Source organism: Aporhodopirellula rubra (genome assembly GCF_014192335.1).
Lineage (GTDB): Bacteria > Planctomycetota > Planctomycetia > Pirellulales > Pirellulaceae > Rhodopirellula > Rhodopirellula rubra.
This window is the reverse complement of record NZ_JACHXU010000001.1, coordinates 96,396-122,220: the sequence shown is the minus strand read 5'-3', so window position 1 is coordinate 122,220 and position 25,825 is coordinate 96,396. Positions and strand designations below refer to the sequence as shown.

Genomic DNA, 25,825 nt, shown 5'->3' with positions numbered 1-25,825 from the left:
CGAAGGATCGATCACCGCTATTCCGCTCGATTGCGTCGTCTCCCCCCGCGACGTTAGCGGGATCGTCGAATAGCGCCGTTAGAGAGACCACGTTTCCGCTGTCCGATTCGATCAGATTGTCGGCGACCGAGATGCCGGTTACGACGGGAGCCAAGTTACTCACTTGAACCGTTAGCGTTGCCAATTCGCTGGTCAGGAAATTTCCAAAGTTGTTTAGGAACACACTTCCATCGGAAACCAACAATCCAATTTCGTAAACACCGTTGTCCAACGCAACGAACTCATACGGCGCTTCGAAGCTTTGCTGGACGATGCCATCCGGGACAATCCAGTCCAGGAAAAACTCTTCATCCTGACCAGGGTCAAAGATGCTCGGGTCGATCGTGAAGGAGGTTCCCTCGGTCGTGACGATGTCGTCACCGAGATCGATGATCGGTGCCACGTTTTCGATGGTCAAAAACTGGGTGACGGACGCGCTTTTGTATTCAACACCCGCCACGGTATCGACCACTGACAAGCCGACCGTCAACAGACCCCGCGACCCGGCCGTGAATGAAGTGGAGGACGAGTCGCCCTCGGGAAGTAACGTGCCAGAGTCCGTATCAAACACTCGCCATTCATAGCGACGTGACGAATTACCAAACGGAGCCAGCGGTGACGATCCTCGACTGTCCAGAGTGACCTCGCCGCCTTCGGGAAAGACGAGACTGTCAATTGCACCGGAAAGGACACCAAGATTGGCTTGCGGAACAACCTCTAGGGTTTGCGTTGTCTGATCCGACAGCAATCCCGAGTCGGTAACGGTCAAGGTGACGTTGTAGATTCCAGCGAATTCGGGGGTGAACTCAATCGCTTGCGTATCGAACACGAGCGGTGAGAACAAACCGGGCGACGTGATCTCCCATCGATAGCTCAAATTGGCTTGGTCCAAGGGACCTGGATCGGTCGAACCGGACGCGTCAAAGAAGACGGGTTGGCCAGCGGAAGAGAAGTCAGCACTCGCATCAAACATGGCTGTGGGTGCTAAGTTCGAAACGACGATCGTCGAGCGAGCCTTGGTGACGCCTCCATCGCCGTCGTGAGCCGTCACTTCGAGCGTGTAGCGTCCTTCATTGATTGCATCAAAACGAGGTTCCGCAAGCGGGCTGTCCGGGGTCCAGCCAGGTTTCGCACCGTCGCCGGGCAGGAACGCTCCGGAACGTTTGGCTACCACTCCGTCTCGACCGAACAAACTGTGATCCTTGGCGACCGTGCCGCTGACGTCGCTGAGTGGGTAGTGTGCAGCCAGGTCAGCTGGCAACGACGCAACGCCTGTATTGAAGACTTCGCGAACCTGATCCGCGGTCAACGCTCGTCGCCAAATCCCCAACTCGCTCAGGTTCCCATCCAACGCTTGAGCGGGATTGAATCCATCCGCCAGATCATCTTGCTCTTGCCCCAAGAACAGTCCACCGTCGGCAACTTCAAAACCATCCAACGCAATGCTCTGTGTACCCTGTGACACCCCGTCCATGTAAAGTTCGACCGTGTCAGCAGCAGCATTGGCGACCAGCGCAACATGATGCCAAGTGCCATCGGCGATCGATGCAAGCCCGGTAAAACTGACCGACGGGCCATTGAAGAATTGCAACGTCTGGTCGTTGGAAAAGAACACCAGGTATTCGTTGTCCCGATCATCCGTCAAAGCACCGCTGATGATTGCCTGCTGTCCGGTCTTGGTCGTCTTCAACCAGAATGCGGTCGTCAAATCCGTTGCCCCATCAATGATGGATCCATCCAAAGCAACAATGTCATCACTGAATTCCAGCGAACCGCTGGTGAGATCCGTGACACGGCCGGCCGAATCCGTCACCGTCACTTGGCGAGTCACCACATCGACGGGATCAGTGAAAGTAACGCCCGTCAACAGCTCAGCGACGGATCGCGATTCACCTTCATTGAGTCGAATTTCAGACGGCAAGCCCGCGATGGATGGAGCAACATTACGAACGATGATCGGAGCAACCGGAGGATCAATAAAAGCCTGTTGATCGCTACGTTTTTGCTCCAAGTAAAACACGCCATCATTCGATGGTGAAAACACGAAGGATGTACACGATAGACACTCGTCGATAATCGTTCCTGACTGGTCGACAATCTGGAAACTGGCACCCGTCATCTCAAAAGTAAGCGTCGATCCTTCATCGATCACGAGGTTCGGAGGCAGCGTCGCAAGAAGAGACGACATGCGAAGCAAATCGAGATGTGATAGTTCTCGCCAATCGAAGGACAATCTTCCTGCTGGCCCAAACGTTTGTTCCAAATCAAGGTGCTTCAATCGCGGAATTGACGCGAGCGCATCGAAATTGCCGATCGCGGGATTGTCTGACAGGTCGAGACTGACCAGATTGGCCAGCTTGGCCAGGTCAGTGATATCACTAATCGATCGCCCACTCGCATCCAGACTTGAAATCGAAGACAGGCGGGACTCACGCAACACTTCTGCCAGACGAGGATTGCCGTCGAAACCGATGGTGATTGCTATTCCAAGCTGCTCGGCGATCGCACTGCGGATTCCAGCATCTGCGATCTCAACGACCGGATCGATTTCGCCGGGAATGTTCTGACCAATTTGCTGCTCGATTGGAACGCTCGCGAACACGTCGACCAAAGAATTGAAGTCGCGAACCTCGATGGACTCCGCCTCAACTTGATCGCTGCCGCTACCACCATAGATTCGGTCAATTTGTGTGTTGCCGGCAATGAAATCGCTGCCCTCTCCGCCACGGAGCACGTCACGGTCTTGCAACGTCGAGGCACTGGAAACTTGGCCCGCAATGGGAGCTTGCATCTCCAAACGGAAGGACGCGGGAATCGCCCCGTCAACACGCACAAAATAGGTTCCAACATCCACTCCACGAAGATCCACTGAACCAACCCGGGGACTGATCGGGGCCAGGACCGAATCGAACAATTGCAACCGTAAAGTTGAGTCATCGGCTATTAGACCAATGAAATCACCTTCGCTGCCGTCGCCCAACGTTGTGAATCGGAAGAACTGTTCCAGAGAGATTTCCGGAAGCACAAACGGCTCCGAGCCATCACCAAAGACCTCCGGTCGACCCGTGCCACGATCCACCACGAATGAACCACTTCCCGGGACACTTCGGTTCTCGAGCACAAGCTCGGAATCGACCACGCCACCACGATTGCTTCCTTGCAGTATCAGTGATTGCTGCCGGACCGTCCCATTGACCGAATCAACTGGCGTCGTCTGAACGATCAAGTCGTCACGGTGATCACCATCCAAACTGACACCAGAGGTGAGGATCAGCGATGCAGGAGGAAGATCGCCAATCCGATGTGTACGATCGGCTTGAGCGGGATCAAGCAAGGTGGACGATGAGCTGACGGAGTAATACAGCATCAACTGCGAAGTGGTCGAATCACCCAAAGCGAGATCCATTTGATCGTCACCATTGAAATCGCCTGAAGCGATCGAGTCCACCGTATCGCTCTGCGACTGCAAATCGGCATCCGCAAGAAAGTCTACGGCGGATTGGCTACCGAAGTGAACTTTAACACCAAAGTCCCCGATGATGCCCACGTCGTCTCGTCCATCACCGTTGACATCGCCTAAGGAAACGATGTCTTCAATGTTACCAGCGGAACTGCCTAAGTCGACAGTGACACGTCCGCCATCAAAGTGATTGCCGTAAAGGAGGCCACGCTGGACTTCGACATCGGTTCCACCGACAACTCGAAATTGCCTTGTGTTCCAGTCCGCTCCGAGGATCGCGGCATTGTGGTTACCCGCTGAATCGTCCGCGCCGTTACCGTTGCCATCGTCGAACTTCCAGTAGGCGACTAAGCCGGTATCGTCATGGGCGACACTTTTTAGATAGTTCTCCCGAATTTGTTCCGCTGATCGAGCAACAGCATTACCTGAATGCGCTGTCCCGCCACGTGACCAAACTCGAACTTCATCAATCCCACCCAACCAGGGTGCCGCGCCGGTGATGGATCCGCTGCCGATAGAGGTGACCACACCGCTCATCGAGTCGGCCGGGGCTTTGGGACGAAACGCACTTACGTTGAAGGGGTACGTAAAACTTTGCACTTCCTCGCCATCGATATACAATTTCACCGACGGGGCGGTGGGACCAGATCCCCAAAAAATGGTTACGGCGATGTGGGTCCAACGACCTGGGATCACATCGGGGCCTTGAACCACTTCAAAGTCGTTGCCGCTTTTGGCGATCTTAACCTGCCAATTACCGCCCGCTTGCAATTCGAAGCCACGGGCCAAGTCATCGCTGTTCGCTGACGAACCGGTCGCAAAAATCGTTCTCGGCGAGTCGTCGTCGAACTCCGCTCGCACCCAAGCTTCAACTGTCGTAAATATTTCTGAGCTTTCTACGTTGATCTCAGCAATCGGTTCTGCTTCGACCACGTCACTGCCATCAAAATGAAGCGAGTGTGGGTTGCTCAGGATCGGTGCGGTTGCGGTGTCGGCCTGTCGAACTTCAAACCGCCCGGCCGCATCGAGGCTGTCGCCTGCAAAACTATTAGCAAAGACAAGTTCGCCAGCCTGTTGCCGAAGCTCGATTTCGCCAGCGATGGGCGATAGTCCGATTGCGGTTTGAACTGCTACTTGCAGTTGGTCCAAATTCGATGCCTCAAGATTAAACGCTTCGGTTTGCCCCGAGGATTCAATCTCAACGAGAACACGTTCTTCGATCGGAAAGTCAATCGTACCGGAGAACGTTGCATTTTGAATGACTGCAGGCAAAGTTTGGGCGACCTGCACGGTCAAGTCAGTCAAACCATCACCATTTACGTCACCGACCGCCTTGATCAACGATTGATCGTCGGGGTTTGCCCACGGTTCGGTGAACGTAATACGAGTCAATTCAGTGTCATCGATAGTTCCGTCGGCACGCTGAAATGCATCAAGTTGGAAATCTGCAACTCGATCGCCCGGCAGAATGAAACCAGCGGTGTGGTTAAGGCTGATGCGACCAGCTTGACCTTCAGACAACCCCAAATCATCGCTGGCAAAGGAGTGGAAGATGAAGTCATCGACACCCACCAACGCTCCCGAGAATCCAATACTGCGACTTGAGGCGAGAACCACGCTTGAGCCGTCAAATCGCATCAGACGTTGACCAGTCTGCCCCGAATCGTCGACAGGGATGGCAGCGTTGAAGTAGAGATAGTCTCCGGCCACGGTGAAGTCCCTGGGACTGGCGGACTGGCCATCGACTGGATTCAAATCGGCAACCAGCTCTATTCCCAAACCAGGCGTGAACCGATAGAGCTCGGAACCCTCCACACCCAAGTCGCCCCGGAAATACAGCGAACCATCAAAGGCAATCTTTTGCTGTGGATTGACACCTTCGGGCCCCGGTCGGACGGGACCGGCGAGCTCTGTGGTCAGTCCGTCATAACGCCACAGCTCACGTCCTTGATTCGCCCCCGTTCTGTTTTCAGCCGTAAAATAGAGCTGGCCGTCGAGGATCGCAAAATCCCGAGGATTGATCGGGCCGGGGCCGCTTAGATCCTCCAATGGTGTCGGCTCTCCAATTCCGTCCCAGCGATAAAGAACCGTCCCGTTGGCATCCGTATCGAATGCGAGAATTGCTTCGTCACCGAATATGATGGACTCTTTGATCGCGCCTTCGGTTAACAACTGCACCGCAGTTTCACTACCGGTATCCCACCGATAAGGCCGACCGAAGTTTCCGTTGAAAAGGATGGCATCTCCCAGCGAGATCGGATTGGGAGTATCTGAAACATTCACCGAACCTTCGATTTGAATTTCTGTTTCTACATTGAATGCAGAGGAACTATCAAAGATCAGCCACGGCCCACTCGCTCCAACCAGCCCTTTTAATCTTGTTGTTGCATTATCAAGATAGACTTCGAAATCACCTTGCTGATTGGTTCGCAGGATCTTGCCGTCCGACTGAAGGTAAAGCGTTCCATCAATCACTGCATTAAATTCCGAGTTGAACGCTCTTTCTTCGGATAAACCTGCAGGAAGATCAGAGACGCTGGTGCCATCGGTGGTGGTTGAAGTGATCAAAAGATCCGCGTACGCGTCAGCGTCGCTTTGGATCACGCCGACGGCGACACCACTGCCATTGATTTGCGCGTCGTTGAGTTGAATCTGTAGCGTATCACCGCGCGTCACGAGGGTTCGTTCATTCCAAACCGAAGTCCCGCCTGGGAAGATACGGATCGTCGTGACGCCCTGAGCGTAGTGGACAAGGACCAGGTCATCGATGAAATCGCCCGTCACATCCCCAAACCCGGTCGCCGGTTTGCCCATTTCGGTGTGATCAATGATCACGTCGCCGAGATCGCGTGTCGTCGCCAGACCCTCGATGTCGACTGGACCGAACACGAGCAAGCTCTCGGTATCCGTCACAATCAGGAAGTCATCTTGGTTGTCGTCATTGACGTCACCCACCAATCGAACTTCGTTAACGACGTTATCCGGCTCGTGGCCTACCAGCAAAGCCGATTGCGCATTGAGGATGTCCGTTGAGTCGTCATCAAGTGATGTGATGTCGTCAAGCAAGACGCCAGGTCGAGTGTCAACCGAGTCGGACTGGAAAGGCGCCGCCAATTCAAATCGATACGTTTCGGAATCCGCATCGCCGGGCACCTGCGAATTGATTGTCGCGGTCGCGTCGGCGATCTCGGCCGGCAAGCTTGCACCAACCGTATTCGAGGAAACCACGCCTCCAAATAGGCGATCATCGCCAGCCCCCGCAACAACCGTGTCGTCACCAAGACCACCGACAATCAGGTCGTCTCCACCGTTGCCGTTGATGTTGTCATCGCCAACGCCACCAAACAACTCATCGTCCCCGAGTCCGCCATTGATCAATAGGTTTGATTCAGTGGCACCTTGTTGGAAATCACCTAGGTCGATGCCAAAGGTATCCGGTGATCCTGCAAACGAGAACTCGTCCGCATGAAAGACGTCGTTGCCAGATCGCAAGTCGATCTGCGTCGTTTCCGCGTCACGCGTTTGATAGAAAAGATATTGCCGAACTGGGTTGTCTGCGGAATCGGTAACAAATTCTTGCTTGCCGATGTCCCACTGTAGACTCGCGAACTCGTAGCGGTGCAGTAGCGTGTTGTAGCGAATTGTTGCAAAGTCGGGTACTTCAAAGCCTCGCCGATCCAGATCGCCACCTAAAAACAAGACGCGGTCTTCGCCATCGCCACCAATGAACTGATCGTTAAAAGTCGGTAAGTAAGTCTCTGTCGCGGGATCGAATTGCGTGTTGGGTTGATTACCGAGCAGCGGTAGAGCATCGGGAATAATCTGGAACGTATCGTCGCCCGGACCGGCGAACAGCAGGTCACTGGCGCCGCGATCCAAACCGCCGCTCAGGGCGTCGTTGCCGTCGCCACCAAAGATCCAATCTTCACCGCCACCGCCTTGCAGAATGTCGTCGCCTTCACCACCCAGAATCACATCACGGCGAACCGAGTCAATGCGAATCGCAAGCGACGTCGTCTGCATGTCGCCAAAACCGAAATCAAAACGTAAGTCGTAAGGAGTGGGCACTTGGTTTGGGTTGGTGACGACGAGCCAATACGTTGTCTGACCTTGCAGGCTGGCAAGTGAAACGGAACCCGTATCGCTGCTAGCTACCAACGTCCGTCCGGCAGGCGTTTCTGGGGCGGGCAGGTAGATCTCCAGACCAAGTTGGTCGATCGGTGACCCGCTGGCCAAGAATAGATCGCCCGTGGTGCCATCGGGGACACGGAAGGCAAGCCAGTCTTGATCCGTTGGGCTGTCCATCGAGAGTCCCGTGAACTGCAAGTCGCTCCTGACCATTGATTCATCGAACAGTTCAAACGCAAACTCGGGCGAATCGTTCCGCGCGACCAATCCGTTGACACCCACTGCTCGTTCCGCTCGGTCGACCAGGATCGTATTGCCGCTGCGGATCGTGATCGTGTCGTCACCGGTGCCTCCGTCGATCCAAACCGACTTCTGCACAGTCGGACCGACAGTCACCCGATCATTTCCGCCGAGCGCATCGACGATGATGGCCAGGAAATCGCCTTCGGGTGGCAGCAACGCATTGACGAGTTGCGTCTCGGTTTGTTCGACCTGGGACAGTAATTGAGCACGGGCTTGATCGTCCGCTGGTTCGCTTCCTTCATCGCTGAGTCGCTGATTGATTGCCGCCAAGGCGTTGGCGTTGGTGACAATATCTGATGCGTCCCAAATCCGATTGCCATCGCCATCGAGTGCCGCAAAGTCCAGCCGCACTTGGGCAGCGAAGCTGAAGTTGCCGTTATTGTCGGTCAACCGAGTGATCAGGTGATGGTCGGTCAGGAGGCCTGGTTCGGTCACAAAGTCAACGGCAATTTCGTCATTGGCGTTGGAGCCGCCGACATACCAAACTTGGCCGGTGTCGCGTGCGTACTCTTTCCACTCGTCGCCGGCCAATCCTTCATCCAGCGATTCAAACGTGCTGCCGTCACTACGGAACAGCGTGTCGTTGCCACCGTTGCCATACAGGAAATCGACTCCCGTTCCGCCAAAGAGTCGGTCATCGTCTGGGCCACCAAGGATTCGATTCAGTCCGGTCGATTCCTGGTTCAAGCTACCATCAGGATTTCCGCCAACCAAGTTTCCGTCAGCGTCAACAAAGACCCCGAAGTCACCTGCGTCGGAGGGATCAAACGACCAGGCGTAAAGATCATTCGTGCCCTGTCCACCGACCAAATCATCATTGTCTTGACCAGCGAACAAAACGTCGTGATCCTGCGAACTTCCATCGCCCAGGTCTCCCCACAGCCGGTCGTCGCCACCGAAGCCGAACAATTCGTCGCTTCCCAGACCACCGTCCAATCGATCACGGCCAGCTCCCCCAAACAACAAGTCGTTGTCACCGTTGCCGTCAAAGACTCCGACAAAATCGCGGGAACGTTCCGCAAGGGCCGATAGGTCAAGAGGTTCGCGGCCGTCATTTTGCTTGGATAGGTCGAACGCGTCGAACGTCGAATCGAAAGCAGCGGGCAACGAAGCCACCGCGAATCCGATGGCATCGTTGCCACCCAACCCTGCCACTTGAATTTGTTCGACCAATAATTCGCCCGATTCCGACAGCATACGGACTCTAAAATCGCCGATCGTGTGTGTGATGTGAAGCAGCGGATTCGCCTCACCCGCAACTGTCTCCTGACTAATCACGATCACATCAGCACCGGTGGTGCCCGTAACCGCCACGATATCCGTCGCATTGTCGTCCGTGACATCACCTTCGCTTTCGTTGCCGAAATGCCCGTCGATGGTATCTCGATCAGCCGGTGAGTAGGCCTGTTCGTCTCGCGGCAGGAAGAACAAGTCGATCCCTGAACCGCCGTACTGCGTGTCACTGCCGAGCTGACCGTCAAGTTGATCGCTATCGGCACCGCCAAACATCAGGTCATCACCACCGCCACCGAAGAGTTGATCTTCGCCGGTGCCGCCGAACAGTTCGTCCGCATCACCCGATGAATCGGCGGCAGAGTTGACTTGATAATCAGGTCCCGCCAAGTAATCGCCATGCAGGAAGTCATTGCCTGAACCCCCGATCAACAGTTCGCGTCGAAGGTTCCCGAACAATTGGTCGTTGCCCGCGTCACCGCGAAGTTCGTCTCCGATTGACTCGACCGGTGAACTCTCGGAGAACGCAAAGAGTTGATCATTGCCATCGCCACCGAACAGACGTTGGCCGACTTGCGAACCTGCCAATCCAGCGTCGCCGAACAGTCGATCGTCGCCTTGATCACCATAGACCAAGTCGATGCCAACTCCGCCGTGAATCATGTCACGTCCGAAACCGCCTCGAGCGATGTCGTTACCATCGCCTCCCTGGATCTCATCATCCCCCAATCCACCGTCGAGGTAATCCGCACCCGCGTCGCCCTGTAATTGATCCTGCTCACCGCCGCCGAACAACCAATCCGTGTCGTCACCGCCGGACAGAATATCACGTCCATCGAAGCCACCGGCCAGCGAGAGACCGTTGGTAGCCAACGGTGTGATGTTCGCTGCGAATGGATCGATGGCATCGAAACCGAGTTCATTGAAACGCGGGGGCAAAACGAAATTGGTTGGAAGGTTCAAGTCCAACTGATTAGGTTGCAATAGCGCTTCGCCGCCCCATAAAACATCCTCGCCTGCATCGCCGAACAACTCATCGTTCCCGATCCCGCCGACAATCCAATCACGACCGTCGCCACCACGGAGTACATCGTTTCCGGCACCGCCGACAAGTTCGTCGTTGCCTTCTTGGCCCATGATCTGGTCATTGCCCGCCCCGCCGTCCAACAGATCATCACCGTCGCTGCCCGACATCGTGTCGTTGCCTTCTTCGCCGAACAACTCATCGTCGCCCGCCAAACCAACCAACACGTCGTTGCCCAATCCAGCATGAATCACATCGCCAAACGGAGATCCCGTGAGCGTATCGTCGCCAACACCGCCAAAAATCTCGATCGCGAATTCGTTTCCGCCTGAGATGGTGTCATTGTCCGAAGTGCCGATCACACGCTGTAAATTGCGAACCGAACCGATCGCGGTTGCGCTGTTCGATGCCAAAGCAACCGTCACACCACGGCGGCGGCGAGAATAATCAAGCGTGTTGAAACCGCCTCCGCCGTCGATCTCGCCAACTAAGTTGCCCGCATTTTCAAAGATGAAGTCATCGCGATCCGCACCCGCGATCAAAGACTCGAACGACGCAAATGCCAATGCATTCGCTGCGTCGATCACGTTGCCAATTCCATCGCCGGTCACATTCCAAGTCGTCGCGATGGAGTTACCTTCAATCGTGTCGACACCCAGCCCACCAACAATCGATTCCAGCGTCACCCCACTGAAGTCAACTCGGTTGGACGTTGCTGTTTGAGTGACCTGCAAGCTCGGTAGCGACACGACCAGCGAATCCGTGACGCTGGCAAACGAGATCGTATCGGTTCCCGCATCATTGGCCTCGGAGACGATGTCCAAGCCGAACGCACCGGAGAACGTGTAGACATCATCGCCCACACCGCCATCGAGCATGTCATTGCCCAGTCCGCCATCAAGTAAATCATCCCCACCCAATCCAAACAGTTCGTCGTCACCCACGCCACCTTGCAACGTATCAACCGAACCTGAACCGGTCAGCACGTCGTTGCCCACGCCACCGATGATCAGATTGCCGCCCGCACCGCCAATGAGTTCATCGTCGCCCTCTTCCCCGTCGATGCGGTTCATGCCGCTGCCGCCAATCAGGATGTCGTTGCCCGCGCCACCGCGAATCACAGTTGGTACTGTCACTGAGGCATCGATTGTGATTCGGTCGTCGCCCTGGCCACCATCAGCCACAATCCGAGTCACGCCCGAATAGCGTTTGGTCGCGGACGTGCCATTGATCCCCGTGACTTCGACCACCCCCGGTGAAATTTGAATCACGGAAAAGTCTTCTGCGCCATCTTCCGAAAAACCGTTTTGAAAGTCTTCGGCATATGGGCCCATGTTCAAAAGCAGAATCCCTTCGGCACCCAGGGTTGCCGGCTCGGGCGGTGGCGGGCACGTGTTGCTGAATTCAAACAGGGTGATGTCGACGATGTCAATTTCGCCGCTAAAGATCAAGAATTCGTAATACGCACGCAGGAAGGCAGAGACTTCACCACGGATATCAAACACACACGAAACACCGATGCGGTCGACGATCTTGGCCAGTTCATCCAAGTAGATCTTGCCGTCTTCGTTAGGGTCAAACCAGTTCGCGTAAACGTCCGCGCGGATGCCGCCTTCGATTCCCGCCGATGCGATGCCGGGGATCTCGAGCGACGCACCCACCGAGGCTTCAATCCCAAAGCCCAACTCGTCGATGTCCACGCCATCGCGCAGATCAATGAAGTGCAAGCCATCCAGGAACGACGCCGGCGCCAACGTCTTGAACGCATCCAACGATGGAGCTTCACCGCCAAACAAACCCCGAGTGTCAAAACCAATTTGGAAATCGGCAAAGAAGTCGACGCCCGCACCGACGGTCACTCCCAATGGAATGCCGGGAATCGGATAGAACGTTTGGTCATACGAGAATCCGAGCTCCACCTTCGGAATATCCCACTGAATCAAGTCGACCGTCTCGCCGGTAATCAGCTTGAAGATATTCGACGGATCTTCGAACAACGGGAACTTCACGCCCATCCCGCCTTCGCCCTGGCTGTTTGGCGTGCGCGCAAACCGATTCAGAGTCGACTTGGCGCGTCGATCGCCACCACTGCGACTAATCGCGTCGGCAACGCTGCTGACGCCGCCAGTGATTTGTGATGGATCGATGCTGAAGCCTTGCGTCGGACTGGTCAAGTCAACACCATCCCCCGCCCCCAGCGTGACCGAGCCAAAGTTGATTTTTCCACCGGTTTGCGAAGCCTCGTCGACCAGGTCGATCACTTCGCCGATTTGCTTGACCACGCCTGCGGCCTGTCGCGCCAGCTTTGCCTCTTTGGGAAACTGGAACGAAGCCAGCGTTAGAAAATCAACAGGTCCATTGCCCGCGAGGATCGAAAGATCCGAGATGCCCGGAATCTCCTGCGTGATCAGATCCACCACATCCCGCACCGGTTCGATCTTGTCATTCACCTCACTGACGACCGGTCCAAGCACGGTTTCAAAAAAGCTACCGACATCCAGCGAAACATCCGCGAGTGTGACGACAGGCAGCTCACCCACAAAACCAGCATTCTTGGTGAACGAGATCGGCCAATCAACGATGAGATCGGCACTGATCGATGGCACCGACGGATTGATGTCCGCCATCAAGTTCATATCGACGCGAGCTTGAGTGCTGATGCCAGCGTCAAACAAGGACGAGAATCCGCCCGGCCCTGATAATTCAGCAAACGTCAACCGATTTTTGCCGTCGCGATTGTCCGGATCGATCAGGTCAAAGAACAGATCGCCTGACAGGCCCGTGGTGCCATTGTCGGCGGCCGTAAACTCCAGTGCGAACAAGCGAGTCGTCAACTCCGTGCCCGGTGTCAGCGAAACATCGACGCCAAAGTTCAGTTCAGGCTCGGAGCTGTTGTCGTTCAAACTGACAAAAAACCCATCGGTCGCATTGACACCAAATCCAAGCGTGAAGTCATAGTCCAGGCCCAAGATCACCCCGCCGTTGGCCTCGACCTCGAACGCCAACGCGTCCAGGCCCAAATCGAACGGGGCAACGATCTCATCACGACCAGACAAACTGACTTCGATCGCAAACTCCATATCGGCAAACGCCGTGGCTGCTGGATCCGACAGCGTCACGATCACATCACCGGGCTGCACGCCCAACGCATCCACCAGCGTTTGTTGCAGGTCAACGCGGAATTGTTCGCTGACCGTGGAGGTCGTCGTCAATGCGTCCTCAATCGGCGTGATCACCGAATCTTGAATTCGTCCGATGAACGATCCAGTCAAATCGAGCCCATCGCCGATGATGGGAAGCGAAGTCAGGACGTCGCTCTCCAAGCCATTCTTCAGTCCGTCCACAAAGCTCGACAAACCACCAACAATCTGATTCAAACTCAGTTGACTCAGGTCCAGTGGTCCATCAAACAGGCTGCTAGCCGCGTCGGCGTGAATGACAGGATCCAAGTTGCTCAGACCACTCGCGATGCTGATCGAACCGGATGTTGAAAACCCAGGGGCATCCAATTCCAACGTCGTGTAGATCATGCCTTGAACGTTGGCATCTACACCGCTGAAGCCCTGACGTAAGATCGTGCTGATTGGCACGCCGCCGATCGTATTGAACCCGCGTGCAGGCCGATCGGTTGGAATCAAGGTCTCATCAAAACCAAGGCTGACGGACGCGGGACCCTGGACCGACTCGCTTGGATATTCAATGACCACCTCACCGGAAACCGGATTGGCCAAAACCAGTGATCGCCCATTGACCGTGTAAGCATCGGTATCCAGCACATTGCCATCGACGCTGACGATCACCAGTTCGCTGGTGATGGGAACGCGATTGAGCGTGACCGCGCTAAACGGTCCGTTGCCTGGCAAGGTTTGACGAACCGACGCGCCGAGGACCGCTTCACCCGTCAGACTTGCACTCAAGCCACCAATGCCCACATCGACCTGAATCGGTGCATTGATTTCCGCGTTCAAGTTAATCGACGTGTGAGGCACTCCGGCAATCGCGCCAGGCTGAATCAGCAGCAGCGGTGACGACAGACCGCCAAAGGCATTGGATACATCGATACCCAGGGCGATCGCGATGGATCCACCCACGCCAAAGTCCACCTGACTGCCTGACTCGATCGACAACGGTCCGATGTTGGGGAGTTCAACCGACAGGTCAAGTGACTGTTGCACCTCTTTCTGAATCTCGATGCCCAACACCAGAATCGTTTGCGAACCTTCGAGCAAACTATTGCCATCAACGAAGTCGACCGTCAGGTTCAGCAGATTGGGATCGGTGATGCCAAGCTGTTGCACCAATGCGTCTTCGATCAGATCACCAATCGACGACACGCTGGCGATCAGCGAATCCACCGCGTCAACCGCACCCTGCACATCAGACAAACCGGGCGTTCCCGATGGAATCGACGCCACTTCGCTGCGTAGCGTTCCCACCACGCTGACCAAGGTGGAAACCAATTCAACAGGCCGCGTCGCCACGACGGATGCCAGTTTGCTACTCGCCGTTCGCAGCAGTTCCTTTTCTGCATCGATGACCAATAAGCGACCGATCGCCGAGTCCAAATCCTCCTGGAGTGTCGCCAAGAGATTGAGGTCTGGACCGGCCGCCAGGTCGCGTGCTACCGCGAGCAAGTCATCCGCCACCGCCAATGTGTCGCCCAAACTGACATCGATGAGCGGGATCTGTTCATTGAGAATTTCGAGATCGCTATTTTGCAGCACACCAACGAACGCTTGCAGTGCCAGAACGACGGACTCGATCGAAAACTCGCTGAATCCTGATAACAATTCATCGAACGCTTCGTTCCGAGTGAAAGTGATCTCAGGAACCGGGTTGGCCTCATCGGCAAACAAAGTCACGTCAATTTGGGGGCGGTCCAAGTTGCCGCCGATCGCATCCAACACGCTGCTACGAATCGGTAGCTCGGCCGATCCGTTCAGCGTCAACGCGTCACGCTGGATGATTTCCGAAAAGTCCTGAGTCCGCAGGTCATCGAGCGTCAAACGACCATCGGGGTCGACAAAACCGATCGACGTGCCCAGGTTGATCTCGGCCGAGCCATCAACGATGCCGATATCCAAGATGCCAAGTGCGGCCTGCAGGTCGATATCATCCGCTTCGATTCTCGCCGAGAGGACGATGTTGCTCCCCGAGTCACCTTGGAAGCTGGTGTCGATAAAGAAGTGATTGAGGATCGAATCGCCATGCAGTGCCCGGCCTTCGATCACCGATGTTACGTCGTTGTCTTCACCGACCGCCGCGATCCCCAACAACTGAGCCGCCGGTGAAACGATGGACTGGATATCCGAAACCGCCCGCACGCGGAATTCAGCTTGGCCACTGGATCGATCGGTCAGCACCAAGCGGTCCACTTCAAATGCCGCTTCGACATTGGCCGATGCCTCCGTGGCGGCGGCATTGATTCGATCGATCACGTCGCCCAATGTCACGGCACCATCCAGGTTCACTCCGAATTCTGTGGTGTCACGAAGCAGGATCGTTAAATCGTCAAAGCCCGCATCCGCTGCGCTCGATTGGCCCGCCGCGTCAAACCCAAGAGGATCGGCCGCTTCGATTTCAATCGAAATGATCGATCCATCAATGGCTCGCAACGTCAGTCGGTCACCGTTGGCTTCCGACAGCACACCCGTTTCGATCGCTGCCAAACCTTCCGCTGCGAACAAGGCATTCAAATCAGCAGCCAGATCGAACGCATCAAAGTTATCGTTGGTTTCAGTCAGCGGTAGCGTTAGCGCGTGCGACGCTTCGACACCGTCTTGGTCGGTCGTGATGATCGTGAAGGCCACGTCACTGCCCGGCATGCCCTCGATCGGAATAGCGGACTCAGCAACCAAGCCAACGTTGAACGTGGTCGCTTCAGTTCCGCCATCGAGCAATTCCGTGAGTCGTGTCTGGCGAGATAGACTGGCGTTGCTGCCGATCGAACTCAGATCAATTCCCACGCCAAGCTGAATACTGGCATCGGCAATGAATCGAGCGTCGGCTCCGGCGATCACTTCCAGGTTTCCAATCCCCAGATCCAATCCGCTACCAAAATCGAGCGAAATCGCTTTCTTAAAGTTGGCGTTCAAACCGAGGTTGAACGAAACGGTTCTCGCGTCTTTGTTGTAGGTCAGTCCGACATCGAAAGGAGTTCCGGAAACACTATCCAAAAGAGTGTCACTCAACACACCCGCGAACTCTTCCAGAGTGTTGAACTTTAAAGCTGCCGCAGTTCGACCACCACCGTCAAAACCGAGTGCATCGATCGCGGCATTGGCATCCTGTGTTTGGTCCTCGTCAAATCCGATCGCTTGCCCGCCTCGGACGAGCAATGATTCGACCGTGTCGGTCTTTGACCTGAGTACAAGGGAGCCAGCTTCGAAGACGAATTCAAGATTCCCGGCAAGCTTTGCATCGGCCAGTGCCAAATTGAGGTCATCGACTAGATCTTCAGCATCGCGATTGTCTGCTGTTAGGGAGGCAGGCAACGTGACAACCGAATCGTGCAGTTCGCCATTGAGCTCGAGTTCGAGCGTCAAGTCATCGCTCAGTTGGCCACCGGCTGGTAGCCCACCTTGGCTCGTTAACGTCACCGTTGAAACAATCAACGACAGTACCGAACCGTCCGTGGCACCACTTAGCTGCAATCGTCCACCGTCGCGAGACGCGACGACCAAGCCGCTCAATGGCGTGTTGGCGATCACGACGTTGATGTCCGAAGCCAAATCATCTAGCGAGCGATTGCTACGCGTCATGCTGCTCGGGACAAGCACGGATACGATGCCGCCGCCATCAACCTGAATCTGGAACTGGGCGTCTTCAGTTAAAACCCCATCAAGGCGTTCGGCCGGAAACGAAGCCGTGACGCGTGGAATCTTGTAGAGTTTTCTTGCCAAGTCAGTCACAGTCCCGCTTAGATCAACGACTTCTTCGATTGCCGTGTCTACAAAGGGGATGCCACTCTCAGGATTCAACTCTGACGCCACCTCTTGCAATTGATCGCCCAGTCGGACCAGCATCATGACGACGTCGGCAGGGCGCAGATTCGACAGATCCGCAAATCCGTCCAATCCGGTGACATTAACGTCCGGTGCAATATCGTCGAACAGATTTTGATCTGTCACCGAGATGCTCGGCGACACCGCCCCGAGATCCAAGCCGCCCAGCTTCGCCGACAACGGCAGGAAGATATCCAGCATGCTGCTTCCGTCGACTGGTCCCGAGACACCGACATCAATCAGGCTGCCGGAACGGTTGCGAAAGTCTTCAAGCGTGACGATTCCATCGTTGTCTGTATCCGCGTCAGAGTGAAAACCGACGTCAAACGCAGTCTCTAGTTTGACAGTGCTGGTGCCGCCTCCAACGGAGCCTTCTAGCATCCCAAGTCGAAACGATGCCGAGACCCCGCTAGCATCCAAAGATGCCGATGCGCTGAAACCGTCCAAGCGAACGAAAGCATCTTCGTCTCCGAAAGTGGTGCCAGAATCGCCGTCCACCAAATCCGAATAGTCGACACCGAATCCAAAGTCCGCATCGATCTTCGCGCGAGTCGCAGGTTCGACGTTGACCGCCAATTCGATGCCGCCGCTGGACGCCTCAAGATCAAGCGGCAGCTGCAAATCGGCAGCCGCATCGATGACAAAATCGAACTCAATCCGCTCATTCTGCGAATCCAATCCGCCTGTGATCGAGAACGGCCCACGCGACAATCCACCCTGCGTGGTGAAACCCAGACGACTCTGCAGCGCCTCATTCAAAACATCAACCAGTTCCAGCACGGTCGGCTGATCCGTGTTGTCGAAGTACCCTTGGCTAACCCCGTGAAAATCAAGAAAGTCACCGACCGAATCGATGTCATCGGCACCCGAAGACGAAGCAACAATTTGGTTCAGTGTTCGCTCAAGCACAGGAATGTTGGTTTCCAAAATGCGATTGCTGGAAACGTCCTCGCCAAATTCACGAAGCTGATCGAGTGCCCCCAATAAGCGATCACGCAACTCGTCTTCGATCAGAACATCAACCACGATGTCCGGCTGTTGACCGCTGAACAGCGATGTCGTCGAAAGCTGAACGATCGGGGTGCCGAAGCGGTTGACGTCAAAACTGCCAAGTCTTGCGGTTAACGGCAGGGATGCGGCGGCCGCCCCATTGGCCTGGAACGAGAATAGTTTACCCACGCCGTCGGCTTGCAGTTGTGCCAGCGTGATCGCTTCACCATCGCCGAACGAAATCTCAGCGCCGGCACTGGCGGTCAGATTGGCGCTCTCCACCCCCGCATTCACAAAGCCACCGATACTGGCCTCCGCCGTAAGATCGACCACGGCGACGCCCACGCCCGCATGGAAGTCACGGATTTGGATCGAAGCATGCTCGGTACCAATCGAAGGCAATGCACCGCCGGTGACCACGCCTTCGAGTGCACTGATGAAATCAGCCAGTTCGAGTTTCAACTCCAAATCCAGATCCAGTTCGGCCCCAACCAGCACCTCGCCACTACCGCTGGCTTGGAAAGGCAAATCCGCTGGCGTCTGGACATCAAACGCAATCGTTTGTTGGTTTTCCAGGTCGACTTGCAAACGGAATCCGAGTGATTGCTCTTCGGCATCGAAGCCACCATCGAACGTGAACGTCGGACCTTCATCCAAGTCCGGCCCCAGCACATCGGGAAGCGTCACTTCAATCAATTCACCGCGTGGAATCTGTGGTGGCAATACGCTGGACAGATCAATCGAGGCGCCGCTGAGATTCGGTAAAGAAAGATCAAACCGAGATCGTGTCAAATCCACACCACGCAGCACTGCACCGCTGAGATCAATCCCATCCAATAGGGTGCCATCGAGCCGCACGCCATCCAGATTGGCACCCGGCAATTGAAAACCACTCAAGTCGATCCCACTCAAGTTCGCACCGGCTAGGTTCACCTCAGGCCATGAAAGCGAACCGGTCCCAAAAGTAACTCCAGTTAGATCCACGAACCGAAGATCCAGTCCTGTCGAATCACCGCTCGATGGCCCGACACTGCCGAATTGGATCCCCGTCAAATCAGCACCGCGGAAGTTGACGCCAAATAGCGAGGCGGGATTGAAGTTCAGTCCCGACGACGGATCTTCGCTGCCATCGCCGCCACCAAACGTCACGCCACTCAGATTCAAACCAGCGAACGAAACGCCTCGAAGGTTGATGCCAGAGAAATCAACTCCGTCTAGCTCCAGACCCGCGAAGTCGTAACCGCTCAGGTCGCTGATTCCAAGCGACGGGAAGTCAATGTTCACTCCGTTCGAGTCCGGTCCCATTAGCCCATCAAAGCTCACGCTGAATCCACCTAGATCCAACGAGCCGCCACGCAACACAAACGATGCGATCGATCCATCCGACTCCGTCAATGATTGATCACCCGGTAACGTCGTCGTGCGACTAAAGAACATTCCCGTGAAATCGGGAAGCGAAGCATCAAAACGAATGCCCGAGAAATTGGTACCAATCGCCCATGCACCACTTAGCGCAACGCCACTCAAATCAGCCCCCGACAAGTCTGTGCCACGTAGCGAAACGCCGTTCAAATCCATCCCCGCGAAGCTCACATCCGGCAGTTGCAAACCGGAGAAATCAAAACCTGCAAACGCGGTGCTGCTGCCAATCTTGCTTGCCGATAGATCTTCGCCGGCATCAACTCGATGAGTTTGATCGTCCCCGGTCCACTGAAGTCTTGGCAAATCGAACGCGCCTCCCGAACTGCCATCCGGCCAGATCGTTCCAAAATGAAACAGAGCCCCTGTCAAATCAGTCAGTCCGACGGACGGCAACCTACCGACCTTTGCGCCACTCAAATCAACATCCAAAAGCGATGCACCCGCGAAGCTGACGCCACGCAAGTCCGCTCCACTGAATCGACTGCCTCGCAAATCAACTCCTGAAAAGTTCACTCCACGCAGATCCGCGCCCGTGAAATCGACACCACGCATCCGCAAACCTGACAGATCGATTCCACGTAGATCCGCATAGCTGAAATCAAAACCGCTCAGGTCACTCACGCCCAAGCCAAGTCGCGAGAACGATTTGCCAGATGAGTTCGGTTGGTCCGCATCGATCGCCCGACCAGTGATCTGTTTCAAACGGGCTTGAATCGTGTCGATGAATCCTCGGATGGATGGAAAGTCAATGCCTGTGAAACTGAAGCCTTTGAAGTAATGATCCACTGCGTCGTGCAACTTGAACACACCACCCACACCGGCGAGATTTTCACCCGGAATGGAATCGAGCACCAAATCGTTGATGCTTTGTTCGATCAGGGGAATCTTTGTATTCAGAGGCGAATCGGTGCCGATCAACTCACCGGCCTTGGTATCAAGACGCTTGATCAGTTCCAACAAAGTGACTTTGATCGATTCTGAAATCTGCATGTCCAGCGTCACATCCGGCGACGTCACCACCAGGACACCATCAGACACGGCAAACAATGGATCAGACTGAATCAGGATGACCGCAGTGCCGAAATCATCGGAATTAAAATCACCAATCGAAGCAGTCAGCGGGAAGGCCGCGTCGAGGAAACCGGTCGCTTTGAATTCGAGTGAATCACGGATCCCGCTGACGCCCAGGTCTCTCAGTTCGACAACAGAAAATCGACCAGCCCCATCAGGCCCCACCAACTCGACAGTGGCTCCCGCATCCAGGTACAAGGTCCCATCTGCCACGCCGATGGCCTGCGCACCAAAATCGACTCCAAAATCCAAGTCAACCGCTTCGATCGAGACTCCAGCCTGAATGCCTTCAAAATCCACAAACACATCATCGAGATCTAAGTTTGTCGATGCATCCGAATCCAACAAATCAGCCAGATTCACACCAAACGTCAACGACGAGTGAAGGTTCGAGATCACGTCGAACACCAATGGATCACCAAACGAGATCCCCGCATTCGCACCTGGAAGAGCATCATTCAGATCCAACGTCACCTGACGCGTCGGTTCGGCGTCGATCGTCAGATTGAATTGCAGCAAGTCTTCATCCGGGATGAACCCGCCGACAATTTGAACGCTCCCTAAATCGACTCGCTGCCTGATCTCGTCGATCAAAGCTTCCGCCAACCCGAACGCGCTCGGCGATGTCTCGCGATCGAAGTACGCTTGAGCCCGATCGCGGAGGTTCAAAACATCGCCAACTCGATTGACATCTACATGCGTGGCCGCATCCGCGAACAGATCGTTCAACGACTGGTCCAACACAGGAACCGACGTGTTCAGCACGGCATTCTCCGAAACCGAATCGCCGATCAACGCCAATTCTTCGAGCGCCGAAAGCACGCGTTGTTGCACTTCATCGTTGAGCAGCACATCGACCACCACATCAGGTAGGCTGCGGCGGAACAACGAATCGCTGATGACTTGAACGATGGGCTGCCCAAAATCGGTCACGTTCAAACCGAACGCATCACCAACAATTGGCAACGACGCTCCCGCTCGCCCTTCGACATTCAATTCAAACAGGTCTCGTGGCGATGCGTTTCGCAGCTCGCTCAGCGTGATCGCTTCACCACCTGCGAACTCAATCACCCCGCCCGCTTCGGCGACGATCCTTGCGTCCTCCACACCCAAATTTGCGAAGCCTTCGATGCCCGCCGTCGCGGTGAGATCAACCACTGCGGCACCAACGCCCGCTGCAAACTCATGCACCTGAACCGTGACCAGATCACCATTGATGTCCGGGAACGGCCCACCTGTGGGAATGTTTGGCAATGCGTCGATGAACTCCGAAAGGTCCAGTGACGCCTCCAGATCCAAGTCCAGCTCCGCACCGATCAACGCCTTGCCTCGCCCCGATGCCGAAACGGAGAAACCGGCCGGCGTGCTGGCATCAAATTCGATCGTCTGCTGATTCTCCAGATCGATGGTTAATCGGAAGCCAAGCTTGTTGTCCGCGAATCCACCGTCGAACGTGAACGTGGGCGCTTCGTCAACGTCTTCGCCGAGCACATCCGGCAACGTCACGTCAACCAATTCACCTCGCGGAATGCTTGACGGCAATCGCGTGAAGGAATCGATGAACGATCCATCCAAGCTCGGCAACGATAACTCGCTGAACAAACTTCGTCCCAAGTCGACGCCACGCAAGATCGCACCGGACAAATTCACGTTGTCCAAAATCGTGCCATCCAAATGAGCCCCGCTCAGATCAACACCCGGCAATGAAAATCCGCTCAAGTCGAGACCACTCAAGTTCGCACCTGACAAGTCGATGCCAGGCCAGCTTGGAAGACTTCCCGCAAAGTCGACGTCGCGAAAATCGGCCGATCGCAAGCTGAGATTTTGAGTCAGCCCGCCTGGCAGTGCGATGGGCAAAAACTCGACACCCGACAAGGTCGCACCGCGAAAGTTGACCCCCGAGAGCGATGGCAGCACAAACGACGAACCTCCCGATCCACCTGATCCGCTTCCACCACCAAACTTGACACCATCGAGCAGCGAACCAACGAACGAGACGTTTCGCAGACGAAAGCCAGTAAAATCGACACCCGTCAAATTCAAATCCGAAAAGTCAAAACCGCTTAAGTCAAAACGGATCGTTCCCGCAGTCGCCAAACTTGGGAAGTCAATCGGATTGCCCAGTGAATCGAGTCCGACAAACGTCGCAAAAGGAAGGCTGAGCGAACCAAAAGATCGGGAGCCATCTCGATCAACGCTCGACTCGGTCGATCCATCCGCAAAAACGGTCGACGCCGAAAACAGCAGTCCGCGAATTCCAATGAGCCCACTGAGGCTTGCCGCTTCAAAGTTTGTTCCGATCGCGAAAACGTCGTCCAAGTTGACGCCATCGAGATTCGATCCGAACAAGTTGGTATCGCGGAAGGAAACGCCCGTTAGATCCAAACCGGTGAAGTTGATCCCGGACAAGTCAAGCTCCGAAAGATCAAAACCCCGTAGTGCGGAAGCGTTGTCCGCGGCCACGTCCGACAAATCTTCATCCGCCGCGATCTTGCGTGCCGAATCGCTTCCCGACCATGACAAACTCGGTAAACCGAACCTGCCGCCAAGACTGCCGTCAGGCCAAATGGTTCCGATCCCGTAGAACGAACCCGCCAGGTTGGTCGCCAGTCCACCAGCGCTCGTCCCGATCCGTGCTCCATCGAAGTTGACATCAATCAGCGACGCGCCGACAAAACTGGCTCCCCGTAAATCGGCACCCGCAAAGCTCGATCCTCGCAAGTCGACGCCGCTGAAATTGACACCGCGCAGATCAGCCCCGGAAAAATCAACACCGCGCATCCGCACGAGCGGAAAGTCAACATCGAGTCCATCCAGCAACGCCGAGTGCGCCGAGAAGTCCAACCCACGCAGATCCGCGCCGCTGAAATCGAACCCGCTGAGATCATCGATCGACGGAAGCCGAAAAGCAAAGCTGCCGCCCGCCGAATCACGAGACTCCGCATCGATGCCTCGACTGGTCACCCGTTTGACACGTTCACTGATCGCATCGATGAACCCACGGACGGTAGGAAAACTGTCAGGCAAATCGGGATCGAATGCAAAGCGATTGAAGAATGTCGCGGCAACCGATTCCAATCTAAAAACGCTGCTCAGCCCCGCCGTGTCTTCACCTGGAATTTGATCGAGGATCAAATCGTTGAGGCTTTGATTCAAGATCGGAATCGTCGTGTCGAGAATCGAGTCTTGGCCGATCGCGTTGCTGGCCGCTTGATCGATCTTGCCAATCAACTCGATCAAGGCATCCTTTAGATTCTCGGTGATTCGCAGATCCAACGCGACGCTGGGCGTGCTAACCGTCAATTGCTCGCTGGAAACTTCGAACAGCGGATCGGCACTCAGCAGCACCACGCCCGTACCGAAGTCTTCGCTCCGAAAGTTCCCAAACGCCGCATCGAGCGGCAACTCAGCTTCCAGGCTCCCGCTCGCCTCAGCACGCAAATCGTCCACGATCCCGCCAGGCCCAATCGTTTGCAATTCGCTCAGCGTGTACGACGCATCGCCGTCGCCTCCTTCCAAAGAGACTTGACCACGGACTGCAAGATCAAACTGACCATCTTCGATGCCAACACTGACCGATTCGAAGGTGGCCGCAAGATCAAAGTTGTCGGCGAAAGCCTTCGCGGACAACTCGATAGGATCGATCCTCACCGAAACATGCGACGCATCGATATCGGCGTTTGTAAGCAGCGGCGAAAGGTCGATCGCGATTCCGAACCCTGTCTCGATTCCGGCATGTCGCTCGATCGCCAGCCCGTCCAATTCAAGCGGCAAGCCATCCGAGTTCAACGTAAGCGTCGACACATCGCCAACGTTCGCGTCAATCAACACGTCCAAACGCAATTCATCGGACTCCGGATAGTAACCACCGTTGACGGTGATGGGACCTCGGGAAAGCGATCCCTGCGTGGAAAGTCCCAGGCGTTGCTGGATCGTCGCGGCGATGTGATCACTCAGTCCTGAGAGTGATGCGGTCGTTGCGGTCTGGAAATAGTCGCGAACCGGTTGTTGAAGATCCAATAGATCCGAGGGCTGAGAAACCGAAGATGAGTTCAGTACCTCCACCATCAACTCAGCGACAGATCGTTCCAGCACAGGAACGGGTGTCTGCAACACTTCGTTCGTCTGCAAACTCTCTGCCAATCGGTGCACCTCGCCCAGCGCATTCTCGATCGACTGTTGCATCTCCGGCCCAACCGCGACATCGACGCTGACATTGGGAAAAGAACCCGCAAACACATTCTCGCTGACGATCGAAATCACGGGTGTCGCAAACGCCCCCGTGTCAAAGTCGCCAAGATGGCCTGCGAGCGGCAAACTCGCACGTAGCGAACCTGTGGGTTCCACAGAAATTCCGAAGTTGTCCAGTGAAGCCGCCTGGATCCGATCGGATCCAAAGTCCAACGTCACTTCACCCGCCAGTGCGAAGTCTCCATCAATGATCTGCGCACCCGCGTTACCGATGTCCAGATCAACATCCAAGTCATCCACGTTTGCCGAAGCGGTAACCACCACGGGATCGACTTCGATGAAGAACGGAGTCGGCTGTGATGGATCGATTCCGAACGTCATCGAAAGTTCATATTGACCACTGACATCCAAAGCAACATCGAATTCAATTCCAAGCTCATCATTGGTCGGATTGATTGAAAAAGCATTGTTGAAGTCTTGATCCAGACTCAGATTGACATCGAATCGCAACCCTTCTTCGGGACTGAGCTGGCCGCCAGTGATCGAAATGGTGTTTCCTGACCCACCACCAATGATGCTGGTGAAGTGATCGGAAATCACCGCCAATAGATCGTCCGTGGTCGCAGAGCCTGAATTCAACAACGGGGTCGCTGCATCGGCAAGTTGAAACGAGTTGGCGACCGGAAACAAATCTCCCAGAGTGATGTTCGTTCCGCTGATCGGCGTCCCAAGTTCAGCGATCCCCGCGATGCGATCCCCAACAAGATTCAAATCAGCCAACCCGTCAGCAAGTTGCTCGGCTTGAAGCGAACTCAAACTGACATTGGTGCTTGCTCCACTGTCACCGGCCAGCATTTGCCGAGCTTCCAAACGCTCTGCCAGTAGAGTCCGCGCAGAAGAACGAACGGAATGGCCGATACGCGGCTTACGACGCGTACGTCGGGGCTTGGTTTGATTCAT

The 25,825-nt window shown here is 55.3% G+C and carries 1 protein-coding gene (running past one end of the window); it reads right to left on the bottom strand.

The genetic code is table 11. From position 1 onward, the window contains the following. A protein-coding gene (locus FHS27_RS00400; protein ID WP_246418947.1) for a pentapeptide repeat-containing protein crosses the window boundary here: on the bottom strand, nt 1–25,825 show its 5' portion. Its footprint begins 2,348 nt before the window's first position; only the first 25,825 of its 28,173 coding nucleotides appear in the window; it begins with the start codon at nt 25,823–25,825; the stop codon falls past the left edge of the window.